This window comes from Roseibium sp. MMSF_3412, from assembly GCF_030733265.1.
Classification (GTDB): Bacteria; Pseudomonadota; Alphaproteobacteria; order Rhizobiales; family Stappiaceae; genus Roseibium.
In genome coordinates this window covers 1-25,962 of sequence record NZ_JASHJI010000014.1, presented here as the reverse complement: position 1 = coordinate 25,962, position 25,962 = coordinate 1, and the positions used below count along the sequence as shown (strand labels likewise).

Annotated in this window: 26 protein-coding genes and 1 pseudogene; 13 read left to right on the top strand and 14 right to left on the bottom strand. The window is 59.3% G+C overall.

Annotated features, from left to right (window positions below):
- Positions 1–102 precede the first annotated feature (102 nt).
- Complete coding sequence (locus tag RBB49_RS20970) at positions 103–492, top strand: DUF427 domain-containing protein (RefSeq protein ID WP_306144848.1); 390 nt, start codon at positions 103–105, stop codon at positions 490–492.
- A gap of 207 nt (positions 493–699) precedes the next feature.
- Here RBB49_RS20970 and RBB49_RS20965 read toward each other — a convergent pair whose 3' ends face one another.
- Positions 700–1,854 (bottom strand): hypothetical protein, encoded by a 1,155-nt coding sequence (locus RBB49_RS20965; RefSeq protein WP_306144847.1) that lies wholly within the window; start codon positions 1,852–1,854, stop codon positions 700–702.
- A gap of 338 nt (positions 1,855–2,192) precedes the next feature.
- On the opposite strand from RBB49_RS20965, the gene RBB49_RS20960 reads away from it, so the two are divergent.
- The gene (locus RBB49_RS20960) at positions 2,193–3,392 is read left to right on the top strand and encodes a VWA domain-containing protein (RefSeq protein ID WP_306144846.1); all 1,200 of its coding nucleotides are present in this window, start codon (positions 2,193–2,195) and stop codon (positions 3,390–3,392) included.
- A 139-nt stretch (positions 3,393–3,531) separates the two neighbouring features.
- Here the strand turns inward: RBB49_RS20960 and RBB49_RS20955 are convergent, their stop codons facing one another.
- Genes RBB49_RS20955 through RBB49_RS20935 form a run of 5 tightly spaced genes read right to left on the bottom strand, consistent with a single transcriptional unit; the run spans position 3,532 to position 7,282 of the window.
- Positions 3,532–3,903, bottom strand: a complete 372-nt coding sequence (locus tag RBB49_RS20955; protein WP_306144845.1) for a phosphate acetyltransferase — start codon at positions 3,901–3,903, stop codon at positions 3,532–3,534.
- Positions 3,900–4,289, bottom strand: coding sequence for a MaoC/PaaZ C-terminal domain-containing protein (locus RBB49_RS20950; protein ID WP_306144844.1), 390 nt, complete (start codon positions 4,287–4,289; stop codon positions 3,900–3,902). The genes RBB49_RS20955 and RBB49_RS20950 overlap by 4 nt, the downstream gene beginning before the upstream one ends.
- 3 nt (positions 4,290–4,292) lie before the next feature.
- Positions 4,293–5,834, bottom strand: coding sequence for an AMP-binding protein (locus RBB49_RS20945; protein ID WP_306144843.1), 1,542 nt, complete (start codon positions 5,832–5,834; stop codon positions 4,293–4,295).
- A gap of 39 nt (positions 5,835–5,873) precedes the next feature.
- The gene (locus tag RBB49_RS20940; RefSeq protein WP_306144842.1) at positions 5,874–6,659 is read right to left on the bottom strand and encodes an enoyl-CoA hydratase/isomerase family protein; all 786 of its coding nucleotides are present in this window, start codon (positions 6,657–6,659) and stop codon (positions 5,874–5,876) included.
- On the bottom strand, positions 6,656–7,282 hold the full coding sequence (locus RBB49_RS20935) for a TetR/AcrR family transcriptional regulator (RefSeq protein WP_306144841.1): 627 nt from the start codon (positions 7,280–7,282) through the stop codon (positions 6,656–6,658). Before RBB49_RS20935 ends, RBB49_RS20940 begins: the two co-directional genes overlap by 4 nt.
- 352 nt (positions 7,283–7,634) lie before the next feature.
- Here RBB49_RS20935 and hemA point away from each other — a divergent pair, with 352 nt between their 5' ends.
- From hemA to RBB49_RS20885, 10 genes are all read left to right on the top strand, one after another.
- Positions 7,635–8,852 (top strand): 5-aminolevulinate synthase, encoded by a 1,218-nt coding sequence (gene hemA / locus RBB49_RS20930; RefSeq protein WP_306144840.1) that lies wholly within the window; start codon positions 7,635–7,637, stop codon positions 8,850–8,852.
- 187 nt (positions 8,853–9,039) lie between these two features.
- Entirely contained in the window at positions 9,040–9,774 is a 735-nt protein-coding gene (locus tag RBB49_RS20925) for a DUF1194 domain-containing protein (protein WP_306144839.1), read from the top strand.
- A gap of 145 nt (positions 9,775–9,919) precedes the next feature.
- Positions 9,920–11,170: a sodium:proton antiporter gene (locus RBB49_RS20920; RefSeq protein ID WP_306144838.1), complete on the top strand. Its 1,251-nt coding sequence runs from the start codon at positions 9,920–9,922 to the stop codon at positions 11,168–11,170.
- A gap of 73 nt (positions 11,171–11,243) precedes the next feature.
- Positions 11,244–12,854 carry a glutamate synthase-related protein gene (locus RBB49_RS20915; RefSeq protein WP_306144837.1) on the top strand — a complete coding sequence of 537 codons (1,611 nt, stop codon included), beginning with the start codon at positions 11,244–11,246 and terminating at the stop codon, positions 12,852–12,854.
- A gap of 30 nt (positions 12,855–12,884) precedes the next feature.
- Complete coding sequence (locus RBB49_RS20910) at positions 12,885–14,861, top strand: thiamine pyrophosphate-dependent enzyme (RefSeq protein ID WP_306144836.1); 1,977 nt, start codon at positions 12,885–12,887, stop codon at positions 14,859–14,861.
- Positions 14,862–15,018: 157 nt separating this feature from the next.
- Complete coding sequence (locus tag RBB49_RS20905) at positions 15,019–15,240, top strand: hypothetical protein (protein ID WP_306144835.1); 222 nt, start codon at positions 15,019–15,021, stop codon at positions 15,238–15,240.
- Positions 15,237–15,410: a hypothetical protein gene (locus tag RBB49_RS20900; RefSeq protein WP_306144834.1), complete on the top strand. Its 174-nt coding sequence runs from the start codon at positions 15,237–15,239 to the stop codon at positions 15,408–15,410. The genes RBB49_RS20905 and RBB49_RS20900 overlap by 4 nt, the downstream gene beginning before the upstream one ends.
- Positions 15,407–16,474: a Rieske 2Fe-2S domain-containing protein gene (locus RBB49_RS20895; RefSeq protein ID WP_306144833.1), complete on the top strand. Its 1,068-nt coding sequence runs from the start codon at positions 15,407–15,409 to the stop codon at positions 16,472–16,474. The genes RBB49_RS20900 and RBB49_RS20895 overlap by 4 nt, the downstream gene beginning before the upstream one ends.
- The gene (locus tag RBB49_RS20890; RefSeq protein ID WP_306144832.1) at positions 16,471–17,232 is read left to right on the top strand and encodes a hypothetical protein; all 762 of its coding nucleotides are present in this window, start codon (positions 16,471–16,473) and stop codon (positions 17,230–17,232) included. Before RBB49_RS20895 ends, RBB49_RS20890 begins: the two co-directional genes overlap by 4 nt.
- On the top strand, positions 17,229–17,483 hold the full coding sequence (locus tag RBB49_RS20885) for a hypothetical protein (protein ID WP_306144831.1): 255 nt from the start codon (positions 17,229–17,231) through the stop codon (positions 17,481–17,483). The genes RBB49_RS20890 and RBB49_RS20885 overlap by 4 nt, the downstream gene beginning before the upstream one ends.
- A 7-nt stretch (positions 17,484–17,490) precedes the next feature.
- Here RBB49_RS20885 and RBB49_RS20880 read toward each other — a convergent pair whose 3' ends face one another.
- The 8 genes from RBB49_RS20880 to RBB49_RS20845 all read right to left on the bottom strand — a co-directional run bounded on the left by RBB49_RS20880 (position 17,491) and on the right by RBB49_RS20845 (position 24,687).
- Complete coding sequence (locus tag RBB49_RS20880) at positions 17,491–18,288, bottom strand: alpha/beta fold hydrolase (protein WP_306144830.1); 798 nt, start codon at positions 18,286–18,288, stop codon at positions 17,491–17,493.
- Positions 18,285–19,346, bottom strand: coding sequence for a branched-chain amino acid ABC transporter permease (locus tag RBB49_RS20875; protein ID WP_306144829.1), 1,062 nt, complete (start codon positions 19,344–19,346; stop codon positions 18,285–18,287). Before RBB49_RS20875 ends, RBB49_RS20880 begins: the two co-directional genes overlap by 4 nt.
- 9 nt (positions 19,347–19,355) lie before the next feature.
- A complete protein-coding gene (locus RBB49_RS20870; protein WP_306144828.1) occupies positions 19,356–20,384 on the bottom strand; it encodes a branched-chain amino acid ABC transporter permease in 1,029 nt (342 codons plus the stop codon).
- Positions 20,381–21,106 (bottom strand): ABC transporter ATP-binding protein, encoded by a 726-nt coding sequence (locus tag RBB49_RS20865; protein ID WP_306144827.1) that lies wholly within the window; start codon positions 21,104–21,106, stop codon positions 20,381–20,383. Before RBB49_RS20865 ends, RBB49_RS20870 begins: the two co-directional genes overlap by 4 nt.
- The gene (locus RBB49_RS20860) at positions 21,106–21,873 is read right to left on the bottom strand and encodes an ABC transporter ATP-binding protein (protein ID WP_306144826.1); all 768 of its coding nucleotides are present in this window, start codon (positions 21,871–21,873) and stop codon (positions 21,106–21,108) included. The genes RBB49_RS20865 and RBB49_RS20860 overlap by 1 nt, the downstream gene beginning before the upstream one ends.
- Positions 21,874–22,007: 134 nt before the next feature.
- Positions 22,008–23,207 (bottom strand): substrate-binding domain-containing protein, encoded by a 1,200-nt coding sequence (locus RBB49_RS20855; RefSeq protein ID WP_306144825.1) that lies wholly within the window; start codon positions 23,205–23,207, stop codon positions 22,008–22,010.
- A gap of 849 nt (positions 23,208–24,056) precedes the next feature.
- Positions 24,057–24,215 carry a hypothetical protein gene (locus RBB49_RS20850; protein WP_306144824.1) on the bottom strand — a complete coding sequence of 53 codons (159 nt, stop codon included), beginning with the start codon at positions 24,213–24,215 and terminating at the stop codon, positions 24,057–24,059.
- Positions 24,216–24,501: 286 nt separating this feature from the next.
- Positions 24,502–24,687, bottom strand: a complete 186-nt coding sequence (locus RBB49_RS20845) for a hypothetical protein (protein WP_306144823.1) — start codon at positions 24,685–24,687, stop codon at positions 24,502–24,504.
- 325 nt (positions 24,688–25,012) lie between these two features.
- On the opposite strand from RBB49_RS20845, the pseudogene RBB49_RS20840 reads away from it, so the two are divergent.
- Positions 25,013–25,962: pseudogene (locus RBB49_RS20840) on the top strand (hypothetical protein); the annotation flags it as partial.

Genomic DNA, 25,962 nt, shown 5'->3' with positions numbered 1-25,962 from the left:
CAAACCGACGTTATTCGTGCATTTTCGCACCGGCCCGTTTCAGGAAACGGGATTGCGAAGTCAGGTCTCCGACCACACCTTTGACCGGAAAGGAGTGCCAGCATGTCAGACACATCCATTGCAGCCCTGAGGGATGCAATCAGAAATCCCGACGACCCGAACCACATGATGGTCATCAAGACGGCGCCGCGGCGCATGCGCGTTTATGCGGGAGACACCCTGCTCGCCGACAGCACCCGCGCTCTCAGGGTGATGGAGCTGGGCAAGTCGGTTTATGACCCCGTGATCTATTTCCCGGAAGAAGATGTCGTTGCATCCCTGGGTCCGGTGGACAAATCCACCCATTGTCCGATCAAGGGCGATGCCAGTTATGTGTCGCTGGACGGTGAGGAAATCGGCTGGGCCTACAAGGACCCGATCCCGATGACCCGTAAGCTCAAGGGGCATCATGCCTTCTGGCCATCGAAATCCCGGCTTGTCGAAGGAGAATAAAGCAGCCTGGCGGCCTCGGTCGTGAGGACGATTTCACTTCGGACGCCGCACGCAACGGATTGGGCCATAAATGGCAGGAGCGCCATGCCCAAATGGATATATGGGTGAACTTTCGGGTGCTTTGAAGCGCCGAATTCGACGCATCCGAAATGAACAAAGGGCGGCCGCGAGGCCACCCTTTTGTTTCTTTTCGAATTCCCGAGGCGTTTAGAAAAATGCATCGCCTTCCGACAGCTGCAGATCGAACTGCTCCTTAAGATCGGCTTCAGATGTCATCGGCAGTTCATCTGCTATGAATTCGAATTGATCCGGCACGCCTGCACCATCAAAACTGTCCATGAATTCGTTTTCCTCTCCGGTTTCCGAACCAGAGACTTTCGAGAAATCAAACGCAAAACTCTGCTCACCGGTATCGAATTTGATCTTGTCCGGCAGACCGGCCGACTTGGCATCCTCTGCTTCTTTTTTCCTGAGATCTTCTTCAGCTTTATCCAGACGCTCCAGCTCTTTCACCAAACGCTCGTCAACTTCATCGAGGCGCGCCTGGTCTTCTGCCGAGATCTCCGCAGAGTCTTTCTTGTCGATCTCCTCAAGGAGGTCGCTTTCTTCTTTGCGGATTTTTTCGATCAGCTTCTTGAGCTCTTCGATCTTTTCTTCCGGCGACAGTTCCGACCAGTCCCTGGGCTCCTTTTTACGGCCCTCCCCGTCCAGATCCAACTCCATCCGGCCGCTCAGAAAATCAACATGTGACTTGCCGCCTGCAAGGCCGAGTTTTTCTGCCTGCTTGCCCAGAGCACCCAGGGCATCTTCGTCAATCTTCCCTTCGCCGTCGTCGTTCCGGACGACCTGATAGGCGACTTCATTGACCTTGAAATTTCCCTTCGGGTATTCCGTGTTTACGCCCTGTCCGTGTGCCTTGTCCAAAGAGACGGACTTGCCGTTTTTCATCCAGCCGCTTGTAACGGCCAGGCCGAACATCTCATGCGCCTCGACATCCGTGTCGCCGCTGATTTCGACATAGATAGTTTTTGTATAGGTGCGGTAGACAATTTCCTCTTCTTCGCCAAATCCGTCGACATATGTCTCCGTTGTTTTGGTGACCTTGTCATTATCCCGGTCAAAGCTGATGGCGCCGGTCAGGTTGCCGGTGGTCGTCACTCCGGTCTTCGGGTCGGCGATCAGCTTGAGACCGTCGGAACTGTTCATCCCCTTCTCCAGAAGACGCAGGTTCAACGACACATTGTCACCATTTCCCGCACCCCGCAGATCAAAGATGTTTGTCGCCGAGATCGTGAACGCAAAGACGGTCTTGCCGCTGTTGCCTTCGTCTTTCACATATTCATTTGCTGAAATCGTAATCATTGCCCGTCCCCTCACTGGATTAAATCAACGAGAAAACATCTAGTGACTTTCGAACCCTGGCTGTGTGTTGGAAATCACGATCGCGATTGCATTTGTCGCAAACACCTAAATCTGTGTTCTTGAACACATTTTCAGGATCTTTGCGTGAATTAAAAAAGCGGTGAAACTGACTTCTCCGGAAGCGTGGGAGGAAAAAATCGCAAAAGAAAGCGCGCATCGACTGCCGTCAAGATAATGAAAACGTGACCGCAAAAGTTGCTATTCACAGGTCGCGAGCCATGCTACCGGACATTTTGTTTCAACTGTTCCATTACGTAAGTTTACCGAGGTTAGAAATAATGAATAAGTGTATTGCCTCTTGCCTGGGGTTCGCCCTTGTTGCCGCCGGCGGGTTTGTAGCGGCTGAGCCGGGTCAGGCTCAGGACCAGAAAGAGCGCGGCAAGGCGATGATGGTGCTGGATGCTTCCGGCAGCATGTGGGGCCAGATCGACGGGGTGCCGAAAATCAGCATTGCCCGCGACGTCATTGACAATGTCCTTGGCAAATGGGACCCGAACGTCGATCTGGGACTGATCACATACGGCCATCGCCGCAAAGGTGATTGTGCGGACATCGAAGTCATTCAGTCTGCTGCGCCGCTTGAAGCCGCCAATTTTTCTTCGCGTGTCCGCAGCATCAGCCCCAAGGGCAAGACACCGATCGCGGAATCCCTGCTTCTGGCGGCCAAAGAACTGCGTCATGTCGAAGATCCGGCTTCCGTTATCCTGGTCAGCGACGGTCTGGAAACCTGCGAAGCCGACCCTTGCCTCATGGCGTCTCTGCTTGAACAGAGCGGTATCAATTTCACCGTGCACGTGGTCGGCTTTGGCCTGACCGACGAGGAAGCGCGTCAGTTGCAATGCATTGCCGACAACACCGGCGGCAAGTTTCTGAGCGCCGACAACGCCACCGAACTCACGGAAGCACTTTCTGAAACCGTGGTTGCGGTCAGTGAAGCACCCGTGGTTGCCGAACCGGTCAAGCCGGAAGCGCCGGTTGTTCCAGAGAAAATCTCCGGGCTTGACCTTAAGAAACTGAGTTTTGACGTGCAGGAGATGGAGCGCGACAGTGCCACCGGCAAAGTCGTCGCCAAAGGGACTTCCAACGGTGTCGGTTGGACTGTCGTTGCTGACAATATCTACGCGCCTCTGACCAACAAGAGCGGCGGCGCGAGCTTCAACGACTTGCCGGGAAGATATGACGACCTTCACGTCGGCTCGAATTTCACCATAACCTTTGACCAGCCGGTGACGTCCATGCTGGTGGTGCTCGCCAACGACAACGACACGGGTGACGGTCCGAATTTCCAGGAACTGGCACCGGTTGACTTTGTCGATGCCGAAAATCTTGGCGGCGGAACCCAGGTAAAGATCAACGATAAGGGTGGAGCGCTGTTTTACTATCGCGACATCAACATCACCAAAATGACCCATGTGAACGACAATGGGATCAATGACGGCTGGGATCTCGCCTTCTTCGTCTTCCCAACGGCTAACTGAGGCCATCGACCGGTGGCAGTTGATCTGCCACCGCACCTTTTTCAACTATGAAAGCCAACAGATGTGCTCCGCGAGAACCGGAGACGTTTCGACAATCGCGAACGCCTATCCTGTACCGGGGTCGACCCGTCGGCACGGCCTAGTCTTTGCCGACATCCTCGACATAGACCAGAGCGCGGCCCTGGCAGATCCGGGTTCCGTCCGGTGTCGTGCACACGGTTTCAAGGTCCACCAGGTGTTTTTCCGGGCGCAGCCGTGACACCGTCACGGACGCCGTGAGCGCTTGCCCCACGGGGGCAGGCGCAAGAAACTCCAGGCTCTGTTTCAGGTAGTTCGTTCCCCGGCCGGGAAGCTCCACGCCAAGCAGATAGGAAAACAAGCCGCCGATCAGGGGGCCTGGAACCGATGTCGGCACGGTTGCCGTCTCCCCGGCCAACACGGCGAAGTCCTGCATATCCTCCAGTGTATAGGTGCGGGTGATTTCCTTGCTTTGTCCGATTTCCAAAGTCACGACGGACCTCCGAGCCTGCAGGTTCCCGAAAGTGTCACGGCGCGGTCGGCGGTTCTGCTGATTTCAATCAGTACGAGATCCGGTTGCCCTGCGTCCTCGCAAAAGGAAAGCGACAGTTCCTCGTCGGCATAGGAAGGATTTGGAAACATCAGCGTCTGCAATTCATGCTGCCGGCCCGGATAAAGCGTTTCCAGACAGGCATGAACACGTGTGTACAAAAGCATGCCATGCGAAACCGTGCGCCCGAAGCGGGTACGCGCGGAAAACACCGGGTCGACATGAATCGGATTGTCATCGCCGGACAGTCTCGCAAAGGCATCGAAATCACCTTGGGTGGGTGTCCAGGTAAAGACGGTTGCAGATGGTTTGTCAGAGGCAAGGCTCATAGCTCACGCATCCTCCTGAACGGTTGTGGCTGAAAACGTGTCTTTCAGGACGTTCTTTCGCACCTTGCCCGCGGCCGTGCGCGGCAGGTCGTCGGTGACAGTGAAGCTTTTCGGGACCTTGTAGGGCGCCAGCTGTGAGCGGCACCAGTCCGCCAATGCCGCGGTGTCCAGTTCTGTCCCGGGCCGCGGAACCAGAAAAGCTGCACCGACTTCCCCCCACTTGGCGTCGGGAACGCCGATCACGACCGCTTCCAGGATCGCCGGGTGGCCATCCAGAACCTTCTCCACTTCGGCGGGATAGACGTTTTCGCCGCCGGAAATGTACATGTCCTTGATCCGGTCGACGACGAAATAGTAACCGTCCGCATCACGCCGGGCGATGTCACCCGATTTCAGCCAGCCGTCCCCGGTGAATGTCTCGGAGGTGGCCCGGCTGTTGTCCATATAGCCGGGCGTGATGTTCGGGCCGCGGAACTGGACCTCCCCCTCGCCGGCGCCTTCAACGATGCTTCCGTCAGATTTCTCCAGGCGTACGTCGGTGAGGATCTGCGGCTTGCCGACCGACCCGATTTTCTTGGCCGCATGTCCCGGATCCATCAGAAACACGGTGGGTCCGGTTTCGGTCATGCCCATGCCGTTGCAGATCGTCACGCCGCGCGCCTGGAAGTCTGCAAGCAGATGCTTCGGAACGGGTGCCCCGCCGCACCCGAGAGACCGGACACGGGAAAAGTCGGTGCTTTCGACCTTCGATGACAGGGCCAGAGCCTGATAGATCGCCGGCACGCCGAAGAACTGGGTCACCTGGTCTTCATCGATCAGGTCAAGCACCGCGTCCGGATCGAACTTGCGCAGAATGGTCGAGGAGCCGCCGTTCAGAAAGATCGGCAGCGTCGGCAGATTGATCCCCGCGGTATGAAACAGCGGCAGGAAACTGACACCCTTTTCGCCAACGCTCAGTCCGGTTGCCTGGCAATAATTGATCATGTTGGCGTAGGCCATGCCCGCCGTTTGAATGACGGCTTTCGGCAGACCTGTCGTGCCTGAAGTAAAGAGCAGGTACCACGGTGCGGCCGCTTCGACCTGCCCGGTTCCGGCGGGCGACGGATCGGCCCGGTCCAGAAAGTCATCCAATGCGCTCGCACCTTCAGCGGCGGCCCCCATCGGCAGCAGTTCGATCCCGGTGGCATCTGCGAGTTCGTGTGCTGTTGCCATGTGGGCATCGTCGGCAAACATCACCCGGGCATTGGACGCCGCGAGGATCGGCTCGAGCTCGGCAACCGGCTGCCGCCAGTTGAGCGGAACCAGCAGAACTCCCGTCTTCTGGGCTGCGAACAGCAGCACGAAAAAATCGGGATGATTGAGGCAGAGCGCGGCAAAACGGTCCCCCTTGCCCAATCCTTTTTCCAGCAGCAGATTGCCGAGCCGGTCTGCCCGCTCGTTTATGTCGTGAAACGTATAGGACCGGCCGCTGTCCCTGTCCGAGAAGGCGATGGCATCGGGTGTCAGTTCGGCCCGCTTTGCGGCCATGTCGGTCAGAAACTCCATGGGTCCTCCTGGCACCTGGTGTTGAGGTCCTGCAAAGCGTCATGCACGCTTTTGCAGGAATGCCTTCATGCCTGCGAGCGTATCCGGCTGTACGATCAGGTCCAGAAACCTGGACTTTTCCCGGTCGAGACGCATACGCACCTGTTCGAGGCGCACATCGTCCCAGATATTTTTTCGCGTTGCCCGGTGAGTTGCACGCGATCCGGTCTCCAGCATGCGCAGCCACTGTGCAATGACACCGTCGAGTTCCGAGCGCGCGCAAACGCAGGCGGCAAGACCCAGCGCCTGTGCCTCATCAGCACTGATGCGCTCGTTCAGATACTGGATCTGGAGTGCCTTGGCGGTCCCAATGCGTTCAGGCAGCAGTGCCGTCCAGCCGCCGTCCGGCGCGAACCCGACGGTGCAGTAATAGGGCTGGAGAAAGGCCTGCTCGCTCATCGCGGCCATATCGGCAGCCAGAACGAGCCCGGTCGCCCCTCCGGTCACCGGACCGTTGACGGCCGCGAGAACCGGTGCGGGAAAGGACAGCAGTTTCAAGACGACTTCATGCAGACCGCCGACGAGGTCTTCGGCATAGCCCAGCAGCTCTTCTCGCGAACCGGCATGTGAGAGAAAGCCTGAAATGTCGCCGCCGGTCGAAAAACTCGCGCCATTGCCGGTGAGGACAAGCGCGGTGGGATCTCTTCCCGCTGCTTGGTCCAGCGCATCGTCAAGCTCGTTAACAAGTTCCGGCACGAGCGCATTGTGACGGGTTGGGCGGTTCAGGCCGACCCGGACCGCGCCGTCGGCCTCGTCGATAACGACCTGTCCGGCCCCGGTCGTCACGGCTTGAGCCCGTTCGCGATCAGGTCATAGGCCGTGTCGACAAGATCTGTGATCGGTGCCTTGTTCCCGAACACGACAATTTGTTCACCAAGCGCACGTGCAATTCCCATCAGCGCCCAGGCGCGGGTATCGGGATCTCCTTGCGAGATCTGACCGTCTCTTGCGGCCTCTGTCAGCCCGCTCCGATACCCTTCCGCAAAGGCGCTGTAGTATTCGCGGTAGGCATCCGGGTCGACGAACTGGGCTTCCTGGACAATCCGGTAAAGGTCGGGATGGGCCTGAACGAATTCGAGAAAGGCCGTCAGGCCAGCCTGCTCCGCTTCCAGCCTGTTCGAGATCGCCTGTGTCGCATCGGATATCGTGTGACGCACGAGCCGGCCCATCTCCAGGACAAGCTCCGAAAAGACTTCTTCTTTCGTCTTGAAATAAATGTAGAACGTGCCTTGGGCGACCCCTGCTTCACTGGTAATCTGACCGATCGAAGCGTCGTTGTAACCCCGGGCACCGATGACGCGCTCCGCAGCAGACAGAATTGCTTTCTTCGTGGCCTCGCCACGTGCTGTCTTCGGTTTGTTGAAAGGCGTCCTTTGGGACATGGCTGCATTGCCGGCCGGATTGTTCACACCCGCGCTCCTGAAAAATGAAACATGAATCAGTATTCATGTTTCGAACTCGAAAGCAACACTCTTCTGGAATTTCCCGCAGTTTCAGACTTGGAGGCCGGTTCGCAGCAGTGACGTTCGGCACAGCCGTTTGGCGATTTGCAGAACAATATGTTCTATGACTTTTGGACGCATCACCCGTGTTTGACCTTGATCAAGGCGATTTGTCTAATTATGCAGTTTAGAATATCTTAAAGGTACCCGGAAGCTTGGGCATTCGGGACCTGACGCTCAACCACCGGGACGCGACAGACGGTGGAATGAAAAGAGAGGCGCTCGCTTGGAAATGCGGGCGGAGCAGAGGACCGGTATTATGGACGTGAACGCCTATCTTGAAGAGCGTCTTGGCAAACTTCATGACAATGGGAATTACCGGGTCTTCGCCGATCTCGAGCGTCAATCCGGAAATTTCCCGCGCGCGACACGCTATCGTGAAGACGGTTCCACTCAGGATGTCACTGTCTGGTGCTCCAACGACTATCTCGGCATGGGCCAGCACGAAAAGATTGTCGGCGCGATGCAGGACGTCATTGCGAAATGCGGCGCGGGCGCAGGCGGCACACGCAACATTTCCGGCACCAATCACTACCATGTCCTCCTTGAGCAGGAACTCGCCGACCTGCACGCCAAGGAGGCTGCGCTGATTTTCACGTCTGGCTACGTATCCAACTGGGCAGCTCTCGGCACATTGGCTTCCCAGGTCCCGGGCATGATCGTCTATTCCGACTCGCTGAACCACGCCTCCATGATCGAGGGCATTCGCCATGCGCGCTGCGAAAAGCGGATCTTCAAGCACAACGATTATGAAGATCTGGAGCGGCTGATGGCAGCAGACGATCCGGACGCACCGAAGATGGTTGCCTTCGAAAGCGTTTATTCCATGGATGGCGATATCGCCCCGATCAGGGAAATCTGCGACGTCGCGGACAAGTTCGGTGCCATCACCTATCTGGATGAAGTCCACGCCGTTGGCATGTACGGCCCGCGCGGCGGCGGTGTTGCCGAGCGCGAAGGACTGATGGACCGGCTGACCATCATCGAAGGCACGCTCGGCAAGGCATTCGGCGTCATGGGCGGTTACATCACCGGCAGCAGGACGGTTGTCGATTTCATCCGTTCCTTTGCATCGGGGTTCATCTTCACCACCGCACTGCCACCGGCGCTTGCCGCAGGCGCAACCGCGTCCATCAAGCACCTGAAAGCAAGCCCGTTCGAGCGCAAGGCGCACAAGGACCGGGTGGAACAGTTGCGCGCGGCACTCGACAAGCGCGGCATTCCGCACATGGAAAATCCGAGCCACATCGTTCCGGTGATGGTCGGCGATGCCAAGAAATGCAAATGGATCTCCGACATCCTGCTTGAGACCTATGGCATCTACGTACAGCCGATCAACTACCCGACCGTTCCGGTCGGAACCGAACGCCTGCGCTTCACTCCGACACCGCTGCACACGGCAGCCGACATCGAGCATCTCGCGGATTCCATCAACGATCTGTGGTCGCAATGCGCGCTCGCCCGAGCGGTCGCCTGACCGGTTCCTTTCCCTCCCGAAGGTAGATCCTGCCCGCCCTCTTTGGGCGGGTTTTTTTTGCGCATGGACGCGCGGGCGGTCGATGACCACCGCGGCCACAGGCATCAGCATGGGCTGCGCGGCCTTTTTCTTTTCGCACAACTGCCCTAGCTTTGGACTGGGGACCTGTGATCGGGGAGCGGAAATTATGAGAATCGCGCTTGTTGTCGTCGCCTGGTTTTTGCTTCTTGCAACACCCTCGGCTTCCGAGGAACTCGATCTTGAGCTTGTTCTCCTTGCAGACGCCACCGGTTCGATCGACGAAGCCGAAATCCGGTTTCAGCGCGCCGGATACGCGGCAGCGATTACAGATCCGTCGGTTCTGAACGCCATCGCCGGCAATGCCTACGGCAAGATCGTTGTCACTTATGTCGAATGGGCCGACATGTTCTCCCAGGACGTCGTCGTTGACTGGACGGTGATCGACGGGAAGGCTTCGGCGGACGACTTTGCTGCAAGGCTCATGGAAGCACCGCGCCAGGCCTATGGCCGCAACGCGATCGGCGCGGCCCTCCTGAAAGGCAAGGAGCTGATCGACTCAAATGACTACACGGGTCTGCGCCGCGTGATCGATCTTTCCGCAGACAGCGCCAACAACTGGAACGGTCCGCCGATCCGCGAAGCCAGGGACATCGTGGTCGGCTCGGGCATCGTCATCAACGGTCTTGCCGTCCTCTGCCGGCACTGCTCGGGACGGCCCGTCTCCTACGACCTGGAGCAACGATTTTACGATGAGATCATCGGCGGCCCGGCAGCATTTGTCGTCACTGCCGACAGTGCGGCAACCTTTGCCGACGCTGTCCGCAAGAAACTCATTCTGGAGATAGCCGCCGAACCGGCGGACGCCGAGCGCATTCTGCTGCGGCTTGCCCGCGCAGAGTGAAGCACAGGCTGCGCACCGGCCTCAATCACAATTCTCTCCTCGGGTAAATTCACGATTGCCACACGGCAGTGTCATCTGCTTATGATTTGAATCAGGGAGCAGCCGTCGGCATTTGTACCGCGTGGGCTTCGGGAGAAAGAACGTAATGGCCACCGGTCTTTTGATGCTGGCAATGTTTACGGTCTGCTACACGTTGCTGGCGAAAACACTGTCGAATGGAATTCTGACTGCCCCGATCCTCTTTATCGGGTTCGGTTACCTCATGGCCCAGACAGGCCTGATGCCCTTCACCGAAGCAGAACACCTTCTGCACATCGTCGCCGAGCTCGCCCTGATCATCCTGTTGTTTCTGGACGCTGCCCAGATCAATCTGCGCGCGCTCCGCGAACGACATCAGTGGCCGCTCCGGATGCTGCTGATCGGCCTGCCGCTGGCCGTGGTGATCGGCACGGCCGCCGCCGCACCGTTCATGACAACCTATCCGCTGATTGTCGCCGCGCTTGCAGCAGCCCTGCTCGCCCCGACCGATGCGGCCCTCGGTCAGGCCGTCGTGACCAACGAAGCCGTACCGGAAAGGGTCCGGCGCGCACTGACGCTTGAAAGCGGACTGAACGATGGTCTGGCGCTGCCGGTCATCCTGCTCTTTGCCAGCCTGACGGCCGAAGTGATGCATCAGGACGCCACCAACTGGCTGGTCTTCGGCGCGAAACAGCTGGTCTTCGGTCCGCTTGTCGGCGGCATCATGGGGCTTGTCGGCGGCTACCTGTTCCTCGCCGCCAAGCACCGCAAGATGACCTCGGTAACGATTGAGGGCATCGGAGCCATCGCGATGGCGGGAGCCGCCTATCTCGCGGCCGGCCTGGTGGACGGCAACGGCTTCATCTCCGCCTTCGTCGCGGGCCTGGCATTCGGCAACGTCATCAAGGGCCAGTGCGCGTTCATCTACGAGTTCACCGAGAACGAAGGACAGATGCTTGCCTGGGGCGCTTTCTTCCTGATCGGACTTGCCTTGTTGCCCGGCGCCATCGCGCACCTGGACGCCGGCATGCTCGCGATCATCCTGATCAGCCTGTTTGTCGTCCGCCCGCTCGCGGTCTGGCTGTCGCTTGCCGGAACGGACGCCGCCCCGCTGACGAAACTGTTCTTCGGATGGTTCGGCCCGAGAGGTCTTGCCACCGCACTGTTCGCGTTGCTGGTGGTCGACCAGATCGACCATGAAATCGGCGAGTACCTTTTAAACCTTGCCGTCAACGCCGTCTGGATCAGCGCCGTGCTGCATGGTGTGACTGCCGTTCCGTTTGCAAAGTGGTACGGTGCCCGCATGTCGGACGACGAAGGCGCCGCCGAGATGGCAGCAGTGCCGCCGATGCGTCCGGAAGGGGCAGCCGATCAATAACTAAACCCAAGAAAACATTAGAACATCAGCCAAGGCTTCGAGATCAGTCAGAAGCCGTTAGCCGGGGGAAGAAATGAAAAAACACGCTGTAGCCACCTTGAGCGCCCTGCCGGACCGGGACCCGCAATACGCCCTGGTTGCGGATGTCGACCTGGTGGTCGTCCGGTTCGATGAGGACGTCTCCGTCTTTTACGGCCGGTGCCTTCACCGCGGCGCGCTGATGTCCGACGGCTATGTTCAGGGAGACAATCTCATCTGCGGCGTCCACTACTGGGACTACCGCGTCGACAGCGGCGTCTCCGAATACAACAATTCCGAGGCCCTGCCGAAGTTCAAGAGCTGGATTGAAGGAGACGAGGTTCTTGTCGATGAGGATGAAATCGTAGCCTGGGCGCAGGACAACCCGCAGCCGTTCCAGCGCGATCAGTATCTGGGTCTTTATGCCGACACCAGTCACGGCACGGAGGAAGAACCTTATAACGGCCTCATTCAGCAATACGCGCGCGACGGCCTGAGCAAGACCGGCCACCATGGCCGGGTCGATGCAATGGGCGTGCCCCGGACACAGTTGCCCGACTGGGACGACATCCAGATCCTGACCGCACAGCTGCAGCGTTTTCCGCTTCTGGACGATGACCCGGTCGGAACAGACGTTGTCATCGGTCCCAACGCGCAAAAACCGCTTCGCCTGAAGATCCCGCTCTTCGTATCCGACATGAGCTTCGGCGCGCTGTCAGAGCCGGCCAAAGTGGCACTCGCCCGGGGCGCGGAACTTGCCGGCACGGGGATCTGTTCCGGCGAGGGTGGCATGCTGCCGGAAGAACAGGAAGCCAATTCCCGCTATTTCTATGAACTCGCCTCGGCCCGTTTCGGCTTCGACTGGGAAAAGCTCGACCGGGTTCAGGCCTTCCACTTCAAGGGTGGCCAGGGCGCCAAGACGGGAACGGGAGGGCACCTTCCGGGCTCAAAGATGAAGGGCAAGATCGCACAGGTGCGTGGGCTGGAGGAAGGCACCGACGCGATTTCGCCACCCCGTTTTCCGGACTGGACCGATAGCATTCAGATCAGGGAATTCGCCGACGAAGTGCGCACCCGGACCGGCGGTATTCCCATCGGCTACAAGCTGTCGGCGCAGCATGTCGAGAAGGACATCGATGCGGCGCTGGAAATCGGCGTCGACTACATCATCCTCGACGGACGCGGCGGCGGCACCGGTGCGGCCCCAATCATCTTCCGCGACAATATCTCGGTTCCGACCATCCCGGCCCTTGCCCGGGCGCGCCGCCATCTGGACACGTCCGGCCGGTCCGATGTCAGTCTGGTGATCACGGGGGGCCTGCGCAAACCGGCCGATTTCGTAAAGGCAATGGCGCTCGGTGCGGACGCCATCGCCGTTTCCAATGCGGCCATGCAGGCCATCGGCTGCATCGCCATGCGCGCCTGCCACACCAACAATTGCCCGGTTGGCATTGCGACCCAGAAGCCGCATCTGGTCAGCCGGATCCAGGTCGAAAAATCCGCCCGCCAGCTCACCAATTTCTTCGAAGCGTCGGTGGAACTGATGCAGGTGATGGCGCGCGCCTGTGGCTATTCGCATCTGAACGAATTCAACCCGGACGACCTGACCACCTGGAAACGGGAAATGTCCGACTTGTCCGGCGTCGCCTATGGCGGTGTTGCCTGACCCGGTCAGAAAGTTTTGAGGGAGACGAACATGAACACGCAATCGCTTGACTGGATCAAGGTCGGCCACACCGACGATCTGCCCGAAGGCCGCGTGAAGACCGTGACCGCGCGCACCACCTCCATCTGCCTGTCCCATTTCGACGGCCAGTGGGCAGCCATGGAAAACCATTGCCCGCACCAGCGCGGACCTCTCGGCGAAGGATCGATCGAAAAGGGAACAGACGGCAAATGCTGGATCCGCTGCCCCTGGCACGGCTGGGATTTCGATCCGCTTACCGGCAAGCCACCCGGTGGACATGAGGACAGCGGCCAGCAGATCTACCCGCTCAAGATCGAAAACAACGAGATTTTCGTCGGCCTTGAACCGGAACCGGAGCACGAACGCACCGCGACCGACGTGATGGCCGAGACCATGGTCAACTGGGGTGTGAAGCGTGTCTTCGGGATGGTCGGTCATTCCAATCTCGGCCTGGCCGATGCGATCCGGCTTCAGGTCAACAAGGGCAAGCTGGGCTATGTCGGCATTCGTCATGAGGGTGCGGCAGCGTTCGCCGCCTCCGCCTACGGCAAGCTCACGGGCAAGCCGGCCGGGTGCCTGACGATTGCCGGCCCCGGCGCGACCAATCTCCTGACCGGCCTCTGGGATGCCAAGGTCGATCGTTCGCCCGTGCTGGCGCTCACCGGTCAGGTTCAGACCCAGGTCTTCGGTCCCGGTGCGTTTCAGGATATCGACCTGAAGTCCGCTTTCGAGTCGGTCTCCAGGTTCTCCCAGCCTGTTCTGAGCACTTCCAACCATGCCGAACTCATGTCGCTCGCCCTCAAGACAGCGATTGTCGAACGCGATGTCGCCAATCTGATTTTTCCGGACGACGTCCAGACGATCCCGAGCGAAAAGCCGGCGGGACATCCTGAAGGGCGTCTTGGCAGAACGGAGATCTCTCCCTCGCCGGACGACCTTTCCAAGGCCGCGGAAATGATCAATGGCGCGAAACGGCCGGTGATCGTACTCGGTTACGGTGCCAAGGATGTGCGCGACAAGGTCATTGCGCTCGCTGAAAAGGTCGGCGCGCCGGTGATGACGACTTTCAAGGGCAAGGGATTGATCCCGGACACGCACCCGCTGGCCGCAGGTGTCCTTGGGCGGTCCGGCACACCGATCGCAAGCTGGTTCATGAACGAGGCGGACCTGATCATTTCGCTGGGTTCGTCCTTTGCCAACCATACCGGGATCGCGCCCTACAAGCCGATCATCCAGGTGGATTTCGAGCGCATGCAGCTCGGCAAGTTCCATCCCGTGTCGCTTCCGGTCTGGGGTGAAATCGGCACCTTCTGCGATGCTGTTTCAGGCTCCGTCTCGAAGGCAGGCGACGCTGCGGACCAGAGGTCCGAACTTGTCGAACGGTGGGTCATCTGGCGCGAAGAAAAGGAAACGCGGCTGTCGGAAGATCACGGCGGCGGCATTCATTCAGCCGCCGTCTTCAAGGCGCTGACGGAACTCTGCCCGGATGATGCCATCATCCCCGTCGATGTCGGCAACAACACCTACTCCTTCGGTCGCTATTTCGAACCGCGCGGTCAACGCATTCTCATGTCCGGCTATCTCGGGTCCATAGGTTTCAGCCTCCCCGCCGCGCTTGGAGCCTGGTGCGCGACACAGGACTTTGAGGAATACAGGGATCGCAAGGTCATCTCCATTTCCGGTGACGGCGGCTTCGGCCAATACGCAATGGAATTCACCACCGCCGTCAAATACGGGATGAACATCACGCATATTCTGCTCAACAATTCCGAGCTTGGAAAAATCTCCAAGGAACAGCGATCCGGAGAATGGCCGGTCTGGGAAACCAATCTCACCAATCCGTCCTTCGCCGCCTTTGCCCGTCTCTGCGGCGGTCATGGGCACCGGGTCACGGAGGCGTCCGAACTCTCCGATGCCATCGCCAAGGCGATTGCCCATGACGGACCCTCGCTTGTCGAGATCATAACCGATGCGGATCTGGTGTGAGCAAGAACCACAGACGTTGTCATCCCTGCGGAGGCAGGGATCCAGTAGACACCGAAAGTGAACAGTTGCGAAAATACTATGTTGAGGAATACTGGGTCCCGGCCTTGCGCTTCGCTCCAGCCGGGATGACAAATGGAAGAACTTCGGAGGACGCCCGTTGCTGACCGCAGAATTACTTCTTGACCTTGGCCGCATCTACGTGATCGCCGGCGGGATCGTTGCCGCTCTGTTTCTTGTCATCGGCATTGATCGTGTGGAACCGTCCGCGCGCGGCTCCTATGCGTTCCGTCCCCTGCTGATACCGGGCATCTGCCTGATCTGGCCGCTGGTCCTCTATCGCTGGTTCACTCTGGAAAAACACGGAGAAGACGCCCGGTGAAACGCGCCCATCGCACAGCCCATGCGCGGATCTGGACGATCCTCGGCATCCTGCTGCCACTCGCCTTCTTCACGGTCCTGGCGCTGCGTCAGACCCCCCCTGCTGACCGGCCTGCCATTCTGATCGAGGCACCGGCAAGCGACGCAAACGGGACGGAGGCCGCGCAATGAGTGTGCAATACACACCGGTGATCTGGAACCGGAACAAGATTTTCTATGACGCCGTCCTGCTGATCGCGGTCGCTCTCTATCTTTATGTCTATATCCGTGTCGCGCCCGGCTTCGAAGACGTGACCAAGCCGATCGACGGGGCGACCTTGCGCATGCGTGCGTTCGGAAGCTGCGCCTTCCTGATGCTGACGGTGATCCTGTGCATCGGGCCACTCGCACGTCTCGACCGCCGGTTCCTGCCGCTGCTTTACAATCGTCGTCATTTCGGCGTCATGACCGCCGGGATTGCCGCTGTGCACGCCAACTACGTGCTCGGCTGGTACTACAACTTTTCGCCGACAGACAAGTATGTCGCGCTTCTGTCGTCCAACACCAATTACGGCCAGATCCTCGGGTTTCCGTTCGAAACGCTCGGCATCGCCGCGCTTGTGATCCTGTTCGTGCTGGCGGCAACCAGTCACGACTTCTGGCTGAGCTTCCTCGGCGCTCCCATCTGGAAAGCGCTGCACATGTTCATCTATGCGGCCTATGCGTTTGTGGTGCTGCATGTCGCGCTTGGCGCGCTTCAGGGAGCAGGCGATCCGATCTTCACCAGCGTCGTGGCCGCCAGCGTCGTTCTGGTGTCCGCGCTGCATTTCACGACGGGACGGATGGAAGCAAGACGCGACCGGGGCGAGGAAACCGCGAAAGCATCACTCCAGGAACAGGGCTGGCTGGTCGCCGGTGACCTGGATGAGATCGACGACGACTGTGCCAAGGTGGTGACCCTTTCGGACGACGAACGCGTTGCCATCTTCAAGTATGACGGCAAGCTCTCGGCCATCACCAATGCCTGCGCACACCAGAACGGTCCGCTCGGAGAGGGCAAGGTCCTGTGGGGCTGTATCACCTGTCCCTGGCACGGCTATCAGTACAATCTGAGCGACGGGCGCGCGCCGGCCCCCTTTACCGAGAAGATATCCACTTACAGGCTGCAGCTGATCGGTTCGACAATCCTGCTCGATCCGAACGCCTTGCCGCCCGGCACTCATGTTGACCCAGTCGAGATCGGAGAAGCCGCATGAGCTGGAGACAGACAAAGGACGCGCCCTTCTACGTCGGCTATCTCAATGCAGTCCCGAAACCTCTTGTCACCTTTCTGGCAGTCTTTGCGATCTGTTTCACCGGTGGTCTCGGACTGGCTGCCCTCGCCCTGTCGTCGACCCAGAACGACCCCGGCAGTGGCGGTTTCCAATGGGGCAATCGTTTTGAGAATGTCGGCATCCTGGAACTGCGCCCCTATCCGGTCCTGAGGGTCGCGGCGAACGGAGAGACAGCAGCGCGCACCTACATGCTCGCCGGACAGGGCAAGCGCGGTGCCTTCAACCAGGCCGAAAAACATGGCAGCACCCCGGTGACGCTCCGCGGCGTTCCGGTCAATCGCGGCGACCTGACCATGATCCAGGTCGGCAGGGTCGAAACTGCGGAAGATGCAGGGACGCCCTTTACACCGTCCGAGCCGGTACCGCTCGGTCGCTGGAAGCTGACCGGCGAAATCTGTGACGGCAAGTGCTATGCCGGGGCGATGCGGCCGGGACGCGGTCTTGCCCACAAGGCGTGCGCCGACCTCTGCCTGACCGGAGGCATACCGCCGGTCTTCGTCTCGTCCGGCCCGGTCGAGAACCGCAACTTCTTCCTGATGGCGGACAAGGAGGGCAATCTCCTCGGCGATGAAATTAAGCCGCTGCTTGCGCTCTATGTCGAACTGGAGGGAGATGTTGAACGCCTTGATGACCTGATGGTCTTCAAGGTTGACCTTGCCAAGGCGAGGATCCTGAAATGAGCGAAGACCAATCCCCGAGGCCGGCCTGGCAGACCATCCTGATCTCGCTGGTATTGACGGCCGCCCTCACGGCAATCGCCTACTATGCCTGGATCTACGCCAATATCGGGGCACGCCAGTGGGACATCACCAAGAACAGCCTGACGACGGACCTTCGCTTCTTTGTCGGACTGCTGGCGGTCTTCGTTGTGCTGACGTTCCTCGACAAGATCATCGAGTTCGTGAAGTCGAAAATCGGCGGCGGGCACTGACGCGCCTTTACGTCTGATTGATCAGATCCATCAGCAGGGCATTGAACCGGGCAGGCTCTTCCATGTGCGGGGCGTGGCCGGAGCGGTCATAGAGATGCAGCTGAAAGTCGGGCACATGCTTTTCATGCCAGAGATGGACGCCGTGTCCGTAGAGCTGGCTCCTGCGTCCAGCAACAAGATGAAATGGCACGGGAAAATCCGCCAACAAAGACCGGAAGTCCTGCGCGGTAAGCGAAGCCCACATCGGTTTCAAAAGGGCCGGATCGGCTTTCGCAATCTCCAGCGCCGCCTTTTCCTTCTGCTCCTGCCCAACGGGCAGACCGTCTGCAAAAAGCCGGCTCGCGATCCGTCCCGGCAGCTTCGGCCAGTCCGGAACAATCGCATCAAGGAACACCTGGTTCAGCTCTGAATTGAGGCCGTTCAGCGTTCCGTTCTGCCAGGTGGACGTGTTCAGCACCTTCGGCGTCATGTCGATCGCAACGAAAGCGGACAGGCGGTCTGCACCGAAACGCTCAACCATCGCATAGGCTACCAACGCGCCCATGGACCAGCCGCACACGATGGCGTCGGAGATTTCCCTGTCCACCAGCACGGCATGCACCGCCTCGGCAGCCGCCTCAATCGTCAGCGGCAAGTGGTTGCCGGTCTGCCCGTGCCCCGGTAGATCCGGCACTAGGCATCGGGCGTGGTTCTGGAGATTGTCAATCTGGTTCTGAAAGAACTGGCCGGGACAGGACCAGCCGTGAATGAGCACCACGGGGCGTCCGGCCCCGCTGTCGCGCATATAAAGTCCTGTGTTGCTCAAGCACGCCCCGCCCGCAGTCTTCCGACGATCCCGCTCGGAAAGAAATAAACCGACAGGATAAATAGCACGCCGAGCCAAAGCAGCCAGCGCTCAGGCGCAACAAGTGTCGAAACCAGCGGCACGGCGCTTGTCGCTTCTGCCGCAACACCCATCAGGTTCTGCAGATAGGTTTGCGCGAGAATGAACAGCGTCGCTCCGAGAACGGCCCCGTAGAGCGTACCCATACCCCCGATCACGACCATCAGCAGAATGTCGATCATGATCTCCATGGAGAGTGTCGTCGCTGGTCCTGTGTAACGCAGCCAGATCGCCAGAAGAGACCCGGCCAGCGCCGCCATGACGGCAGACAGAACCGTTGCCGTGGTGCGGTACCAGACGACCTTGTAGCCGATTGCTTCTGCCCGGAAGGCGTTGTCCCGGACGGCCTTGAGCGTGCGCCCGAACGGCGAGTTGACAATCCGCAGCATGACCAGGAAAAGCGTCAGCGATGCAAAGAAAACAAGATAATAGGCCAGCAGCTTGCCATTGATCCTGACACCGAAGACCTTGTCATTGACCAGCTTGAAGGCCGGCGTCAGCTCACGTGGGATCTTGTAGTTGAGCCCGTCCTCGCCGCCTGTCAGCCAGGACATCTGCGACACGAAGACTGCAAACGCGCTGGCAACAGCCAGTGTCACCATGGCAAAGAAGATCGCCTTGACGCGCAGCGAGAAAAGACCGATCGCCAGGGCGAAGACGGCTGCGACAAACGCGCCGGCCAGCGTGCCCCAGGTGAGCGACCAGTAACTTGGACCGGAGGTACTGAGCGCGAGCGCCGTCCCGTAGGCGCCGATGCCGAAGAACATTGTATGCGCAAAAGAAACGATCCCAGAATAACCCAGCAGGAGATCGTAACTTGCCACCAGCACGATGAAGATACAGATCCGCGCCGCCGTCTCCAGCGATTTTGTGCCGGGAAACAGGAACGGGGCAAAGGCGAGCGAAATGAGAACGGCCACGAGAAGGAGCGTCAGCAGGCCGCTGCGCGGTGTATCGCCGGAAAGAAGTCGGGTGAGCATACCGGGTCCTCACTTCGCCTTGACGACGGGATAAAGGCCCTGGGGCCGCCACATCAGGATCACCACCATCAGCGCGATGGTCGAGATCAGCGCCACCTTGGGCGCGAGAAATGCGGTGTAGTTGGCCAGCAGGCCAACCAGCAGGGCACCGATGAAGCATCCTTCGACGGAGCCGAGCCCGCCGATGATCACCACGATGAAGACCAGCACCATGATCTCCGATCCCATATGCGCGGTGATCGTCTCCTGGTAGAGCCCCCACATCACGCCGCCGAGCCCGGCAAGCGCCGACCCGGTCATGAACACGATCAGGAAGAGCCGGCGGATCCGGTATCCGAGTGCTTCGACCATCTCGCCGTTCTCAACCCCGGCTCTGACGAGCAGTCCGACCTTCGTGTTTTTCAGGACATGGCGCATGGCAAGAAACAGAGCCAGCCCGATGGCGACGGCCACAAGCCGGTATTTCTCGATGGCCGCCTCCCCGAAGACCACCGATCCCTGAAAGGCTTCCGGGCGCGAGATATGCAGTTCGTCCGGCCCCCAGACCACATGGATCATCTGCTGGGCAACGATCAGCCCCCCCATGGTGACCAGGATCTGTTTCAGATGCTCGCCGTAGACGGGCATCACGATGACCCGCTCGAACGCATACCCGAGCAGTCCGGTGACCCCCATTGCCGCGAGGATGGCGATCAGAACCGCGGCGAGGTTGAGCATGACGCTCGGCGAAGCCGTCCAGCCCGCAAGCCAGGCAAGAACCGTGAAACCGACAAAGGCGCCCACGGTAACAAAAGCGCCGTGCCCGAAATTGATGACGTCCATGAGCCCGAAGACCACCGTCAGCCCGGACGCCATGATGAAGATCATCATGCCCATGGCAAGGCCGGCCACCGTCAGGGTCAGCCAGCTTGCCGGGTTGCCGATCGCCGCAAGCCCCAGCAGCGCAAGGATAGGCACCAGCAGCACCGGCAGTTTCTGCAACACCTGTTCCCGCAACGGGACCTTTTCAATCCGCGGCTTGATGGCTGTTTCGTTCATTGATGCGCCTCCAGGCTCAGCCCCATAAGTCTTTCCTGCAAGCCCTCATCCTCGACCAGTTCGCTCATGGGTGCGGAGTGGATGATGCGGCCGTCATCCATGACGGCAACCGTGTCTCCGATGGCGGACGCCATGGCGAAATTCTGCTCAACCAGCAGGATCGTGGTGTCGGTCTGTTTCAGTTCGCGCAGGGCCTCGGTCATCGCGTTGATGATGGCCGGCGCGAGCCCCTTGGTCGGCTCGTCGATCAGGATCAGCCGGCGTGGTTCGATGATGGCGCGGGCAACGGACAGCATTTGCTTCTGACCTCCCGAAAGCGTTCCGGCGGATGCCTCCCAGAAGGTGCCGATCGGAGGAAACAGCTCCTTGATCCAGCTGAGACGTTTGCCATCGATGGGACCGCTCGAGGCTGCAAGCGCCATGTTCTCGGCAACCGTCAGATCCGTGAAGATGCCCATGTCTTCCGGCACATAGGCAATTCCGCGCCGGGAAATGTCGGGCGTATCCAACGTCGTGATCAGGTGGTCGTCAAAGCGGATCTCGCCCTGGCTGGCGCTCCAAAGACCCATGATGGTCCTGAGCGTCGTTGTCTTGCCCGCGCCGTTCCGCCCTAGAAGAACGGTAACGCCGCCTTCGGGCACCACGAGGTCCACGCCCTGAAGAATGTGATAGGGCCCGATAAGCGTGTGCACGCCGGCAAGTGAAAGCAGGATGTCGGACATCAGGCCGCCTCCGGAGCCTTGCCGAGATACGCTTCCTGCACGACAGGCAGCGCGATCACCTCTGCGGGATCACCATCGGCGACAAGTTCCCCGTTGTGCAGGACGACAATGCGGTCGGCCAGCGAGCGGATGACATCCATCTTGTGCTCAACCAGCAGGATGGTCCTGTCCATGTCCGCCTTCAGCTTCCGGATCAGCTCCAGAATGACCGGCACTTCGTCGACGCTCATGCCGGCGGTCGGTTCGTCGAACATCAGCACCTGCGGACCCAGCGCAATCAGCAGCGCGACCTCAAGCTTGCGCTGATCGCCATGGGGAAGCGCGGAAACGATCTGCTCTGCCTGATCGATCAGCCGCACTTCTGCCAGAACGTGATCGGCACGTTCCAGAAGTTCGATATGGCTTTCCGCGATCGAAAACAGATCAAAGCCCTTTCGCGCCCTGGATTGTACGACAAGGCGGACGTTTTCGCGCACGCTCAGGGTGGGAAACAGGTTCGTCAGCTGGAAGGCACGTCCGATGCCCCGATCCGTCCGGTCGGGAACGGAGTGTCGTGTGATGTCTTCGCCGTTCAGCGCCACGGTGCCGCCCGTTGCCTTCAATTGCCCTGAAATGAGATTGAAATAGGTCGTCTTCCCGGCGCCGTTCGGCCCGACGATGGCGGTCAGCGTTCCCCGGTCAAAGCTGCACGAGACGTGATCGACCGCAACATGGCCGCCGAATCGGATCGTCAGGTCGCGGGTTTCGAGAATGGGTCTTTCTGTCATCACCGGAACGTATCCTGTGCTTTCGAAACGGCTGCCGGCAAGGCCCGGCCGGATTGCATGTCACCCCGGCCGGGCAATTTTACAGGGATTGGGAAAGGAGCGCGCGGTCGATGGGGTGAAACGCGCCAGATACCTTACTGATTGCGAATCGGGATATTCATGTCCTCGATCTTGAGCTCACGGACCAGTTCCGGAATGCCCCATTCGACATCGGGATCGACCCTTATCTTGAAGTGATACATGGGTTGCAGCGCCTGATGATCCTCGGCGCGCAACATCATCGTGCCTTTCGGCGTTTCGAATTCCATGCCTTCCATTGCGCTGATCAGGTCTTCCGTTTCCGTCGACCCCGCCTTGCGGATCGCCTCGACGATTGCGATACCTGCAGACATGCCGCCTGCGGTGAAGAAATCGGGCGGCGCATCGAAACGCTTCTGGTGTTCGGACACAAGCCAGTCGTTCACCGGGTTTTTCGGGATCTCGTAGTAATAGTAGGTCGCACCTTCCATTCCGGGCAGTGCCTTGTAGGCCTTCATCGCCGCCAGGATGTTGCCGCCCGTCGCGATCTCGACGCCGAAGCGTTCCGGCTCCATTGCCTGGATCTTGCTGATCGGGTTGCCGCCGCCGGCCCAGATCACGAACAGGAACTTGCGGCCCGGTTCGTCTTTCAGGGCATCGAAAATGCGCTGCGCATTCGCGGTGAAATCCTTGGTGTCGGTCGGTGCGTATTCCTCGAAAACAAGGTTGGCACCAGTGCCGGCGAGCGCTTCCTTGAAGGCAGCAACGCCGTCTCTGCCGAACGCATAATCCTGTGCGAGCGTTGCAATCGAGACGCCTTCCTGCCCGAGCGCAACGGCGTTGGCGATCGCATCCTGTGAGGAGTTGCGCGACGTCCGGAAGACATAGCGGTTCCAGTTGCTGCCCGTGATGGAATCGGCAACGGCCGGTTCAACGATCAGAAGCTTCTCGTATTCCTCTGCCACCGGCAGCATCGCGAGCGCGACACCGGAGGAAACCGGCCCGACGGCAATATCGACCTCGTCATCGCCATAGGCTTCTGCCAGGGCCGCCTTGCCGATATCCGGCTTCAGCTGCGTGTCCTTCTCGATCACCACGATCTTGCGGCCATCAATTTCCATCGAGCCGTCGGTCGCATATTCGAGGCCCATCATCAGGCCGGTATGCGATTGTTTGGCGTAGGCTTCAAACGGACCCGTCTTGCCATAGACATGTGCGATTTTGATGTCTTCGGCCAGAGCTCCGGCAGCGCCGGCGGCAAACAGACCGACACTTGCAACAAGCGGCAGAGACCAGCGGTAAAGGCGTTTGGTCATCAAGTTTCCTCCCAGTGCGCGCGCAGGCTTCCGTGGGTCGTCCAACGTGTCCCTGACACGCGAATGACACCGGACCCTTGCCTGGCGCTTGCGCATATATGAAACCTGAATCAGTATTCATGTCAAGACCTGCAAAGCGACCTGGACGTTTCTGGATACCGGACGCCCCAGGTCGGTTTCGCCTTTCGTGCCAGCCGTGCAGCCATTGCCCGATATCTTGCAACGGGTTTTGCATGACACGATGACAGCGTCGGCGCTGGGGCGGGCTACACCCCCCAACCGTCATTCCAGACAAGTGAGGCAACGCCGAGCGCTGATCTGGAACCTGTGCCCGGCTTGATCGGGTATTCAGAAATCAGCTCGCGCCAGAGGCGCGTCATCTCAGGAAAGGTGTTTTCGGGTTCGCTCCGCTCACACTGACATCTGGATTCCGGATCAGCGTGCAGCTCGCGCTGCACTTGTCCGGAAAGACGGATCTTTCCATCCGGCCGGCGGCACTGGCTTTGCGGCCTGTCCCGGATCTGACTTCAGACATGCAACCTTCCCCGGCCTCATCCTGAGGAGCACGCTTGCGTGCGTCTCGAAGGATCGGCGGCAGGCTCGGAGCTGCTTGGCCCATCCTTCGAGACAGCGCCGACGCGCTTCCTCAGGATGAGGGTGTTCATACTCGAGTATCGTCATTCCAAATACGCGCATGCGCGATTGGATGCGCTCCTTGAGCCGGTGGCGCTGGGGCGGGCTACACCCCCCAACCGTCATTCCGGACAAGTGAGGCCGAGCCGAGCGCTGATCTGGAACCTGTGCCCGGCTTGATCGGGTATTCAGATATCTGCTCGCGCCAGAGGCGCGTCATCCCAGGAAATGTGTTTTCGGGTTCGCTCCGCTCACGCTGACATCTGGGTTCCGGATCAGCGTGCAGCTTGCGCTGCACTTGTCCGGAAAGACGGATCTTTCCATCCGGCCGGCGGCACTGGCTTTGCGGCCTGTCCCGGATCTGACTTCAGACATGCAACCTTCCCCGGCCTCATCCTGTGGAGCACGCTTGCGTGCGTCTCGAAGGATCGGCGGCAGGCTCGGAGCCGCTTGGCCCATCCTTCGAGACAGCGCTGACGCGCTTCCTCAGGATGAGGGTGTTCATACTCGAGTATCGTGATTCCAAATACGCGCATGCGAGATCAGATGCGCTCAATACGTCGATGGCGCTGGAGCGGGCTACACCCCCCAACCGTCTTTCCAGACAAGTGAGGCAACGCCGAGCGCTGATCTGGAACCTGTGCCCGGCTTGATCGGGTATTCAGAAATCAGCTCGCGCCAGAGGCGCGTCGTCTCCCAGGAAATGTGTTTTCGGGTTCGCTCCGCTCACACTGACATCTGGATTCCGGATCAGCGTGCAGCTTGCGCTGCACTTGTCCGGAAAGACGGATCGTTCCATCCGGGCGGCACTGGCTTTGCGGCCTGTCCCGGATCTGACTTCAGACATGCAAGCTTCCCCGGCATCATCCTGAGGAGCACGCTTGCGTGCGTCTCGAAGGATCGGCGGCAGGCTCGGAGCTGCTTGGCCCATCCTTCGAGACAGCGCTCACGCGCTTCCTCAGGATGAGGTTTTCACGCCCCGACCATCATTCCAGACAAGCGCGGCAGAACCTGCATCCGCTTTTCTGCTGAGACAATCTCCAGCATGGTCGCGGTCAGTGCACACCTGATCCGCCTTTAATCCACCAGACCGCAAGATTTTCATGTTCCGGTCAGAAATGACGGGGTACAAGAAAGTGTGTGGGGGACGTCCGATTCGCGAGACGTCCGGAATGCAGATTTTTTCCCGTCAGCTTCTGCTGACAATCCTTTCCACAGCTGCACTTTTCCTTGCACTGGCATCCCATGCCGGTTCCCAGGAACTCATCATAGATAGCCCCGTTACCGGTACACAGGTGATCGACGGTGTCACCTACGACACGATCATCGTCACCGGTGACGGCAGCATCAGCACAACCGGCAGCTCTGACCATGGTGTTGAGAGCAGCGGCAATGGCAACACGATCACCAATTTGGGAACTATTTTCGTCAACGACAGCTCCGCGGACGGGATCCGCAACGACGCTGCCGATACCGCGATTACCAACATTGGGCTGATTCAGGCTGGCAACGAGGGAATTGAAAACACTGGCGACACCAGCATCATTATAAACTCGGGAACCATCAGGACAATCGGCAGCAATGCGGAAGGGATTTACAACTCCGGCGACAGTACGATCATTGAGAATTCTGGAACTATCACGACAAGTGGCACCTTGTCTGACGGTGTCACCAACTTCGGCGAGCGGGTCAGCATAACAAACACCGGAACAATCCAAGCCGGCAATCGAGGAATAAACAACTTCGCTGCCTATGTCACAGTGGTCAACAGCGGTGTGATCTACTCAAGTGGCGACGGGATTTTTAGCAATGATATGGAGGTCACTGTTCTTAATCGCGGCCTAATTCGCTCCGAAGGCAAAGGTATCTCTGATTATGGCACCGATACGTGGATTGCGAATTCAGGGACGATTGTTTCGGATGAAGAAGGAATACACCTGGTAGGTGACGATGCTGTTGTTGTGAATACCGGCAAAATAGTGAGTGGCGAAGAAGCCGCCCTGCGAGTTCTCAACTCAGTATCCGGCACCACCGTCAATCTCCAGGCCCCCTCCTTTCTCGGCGGTGCCATCACCTTCGAATCCGAGACAACTCTCAACCTCACCACCGGGGCCTCGCACTC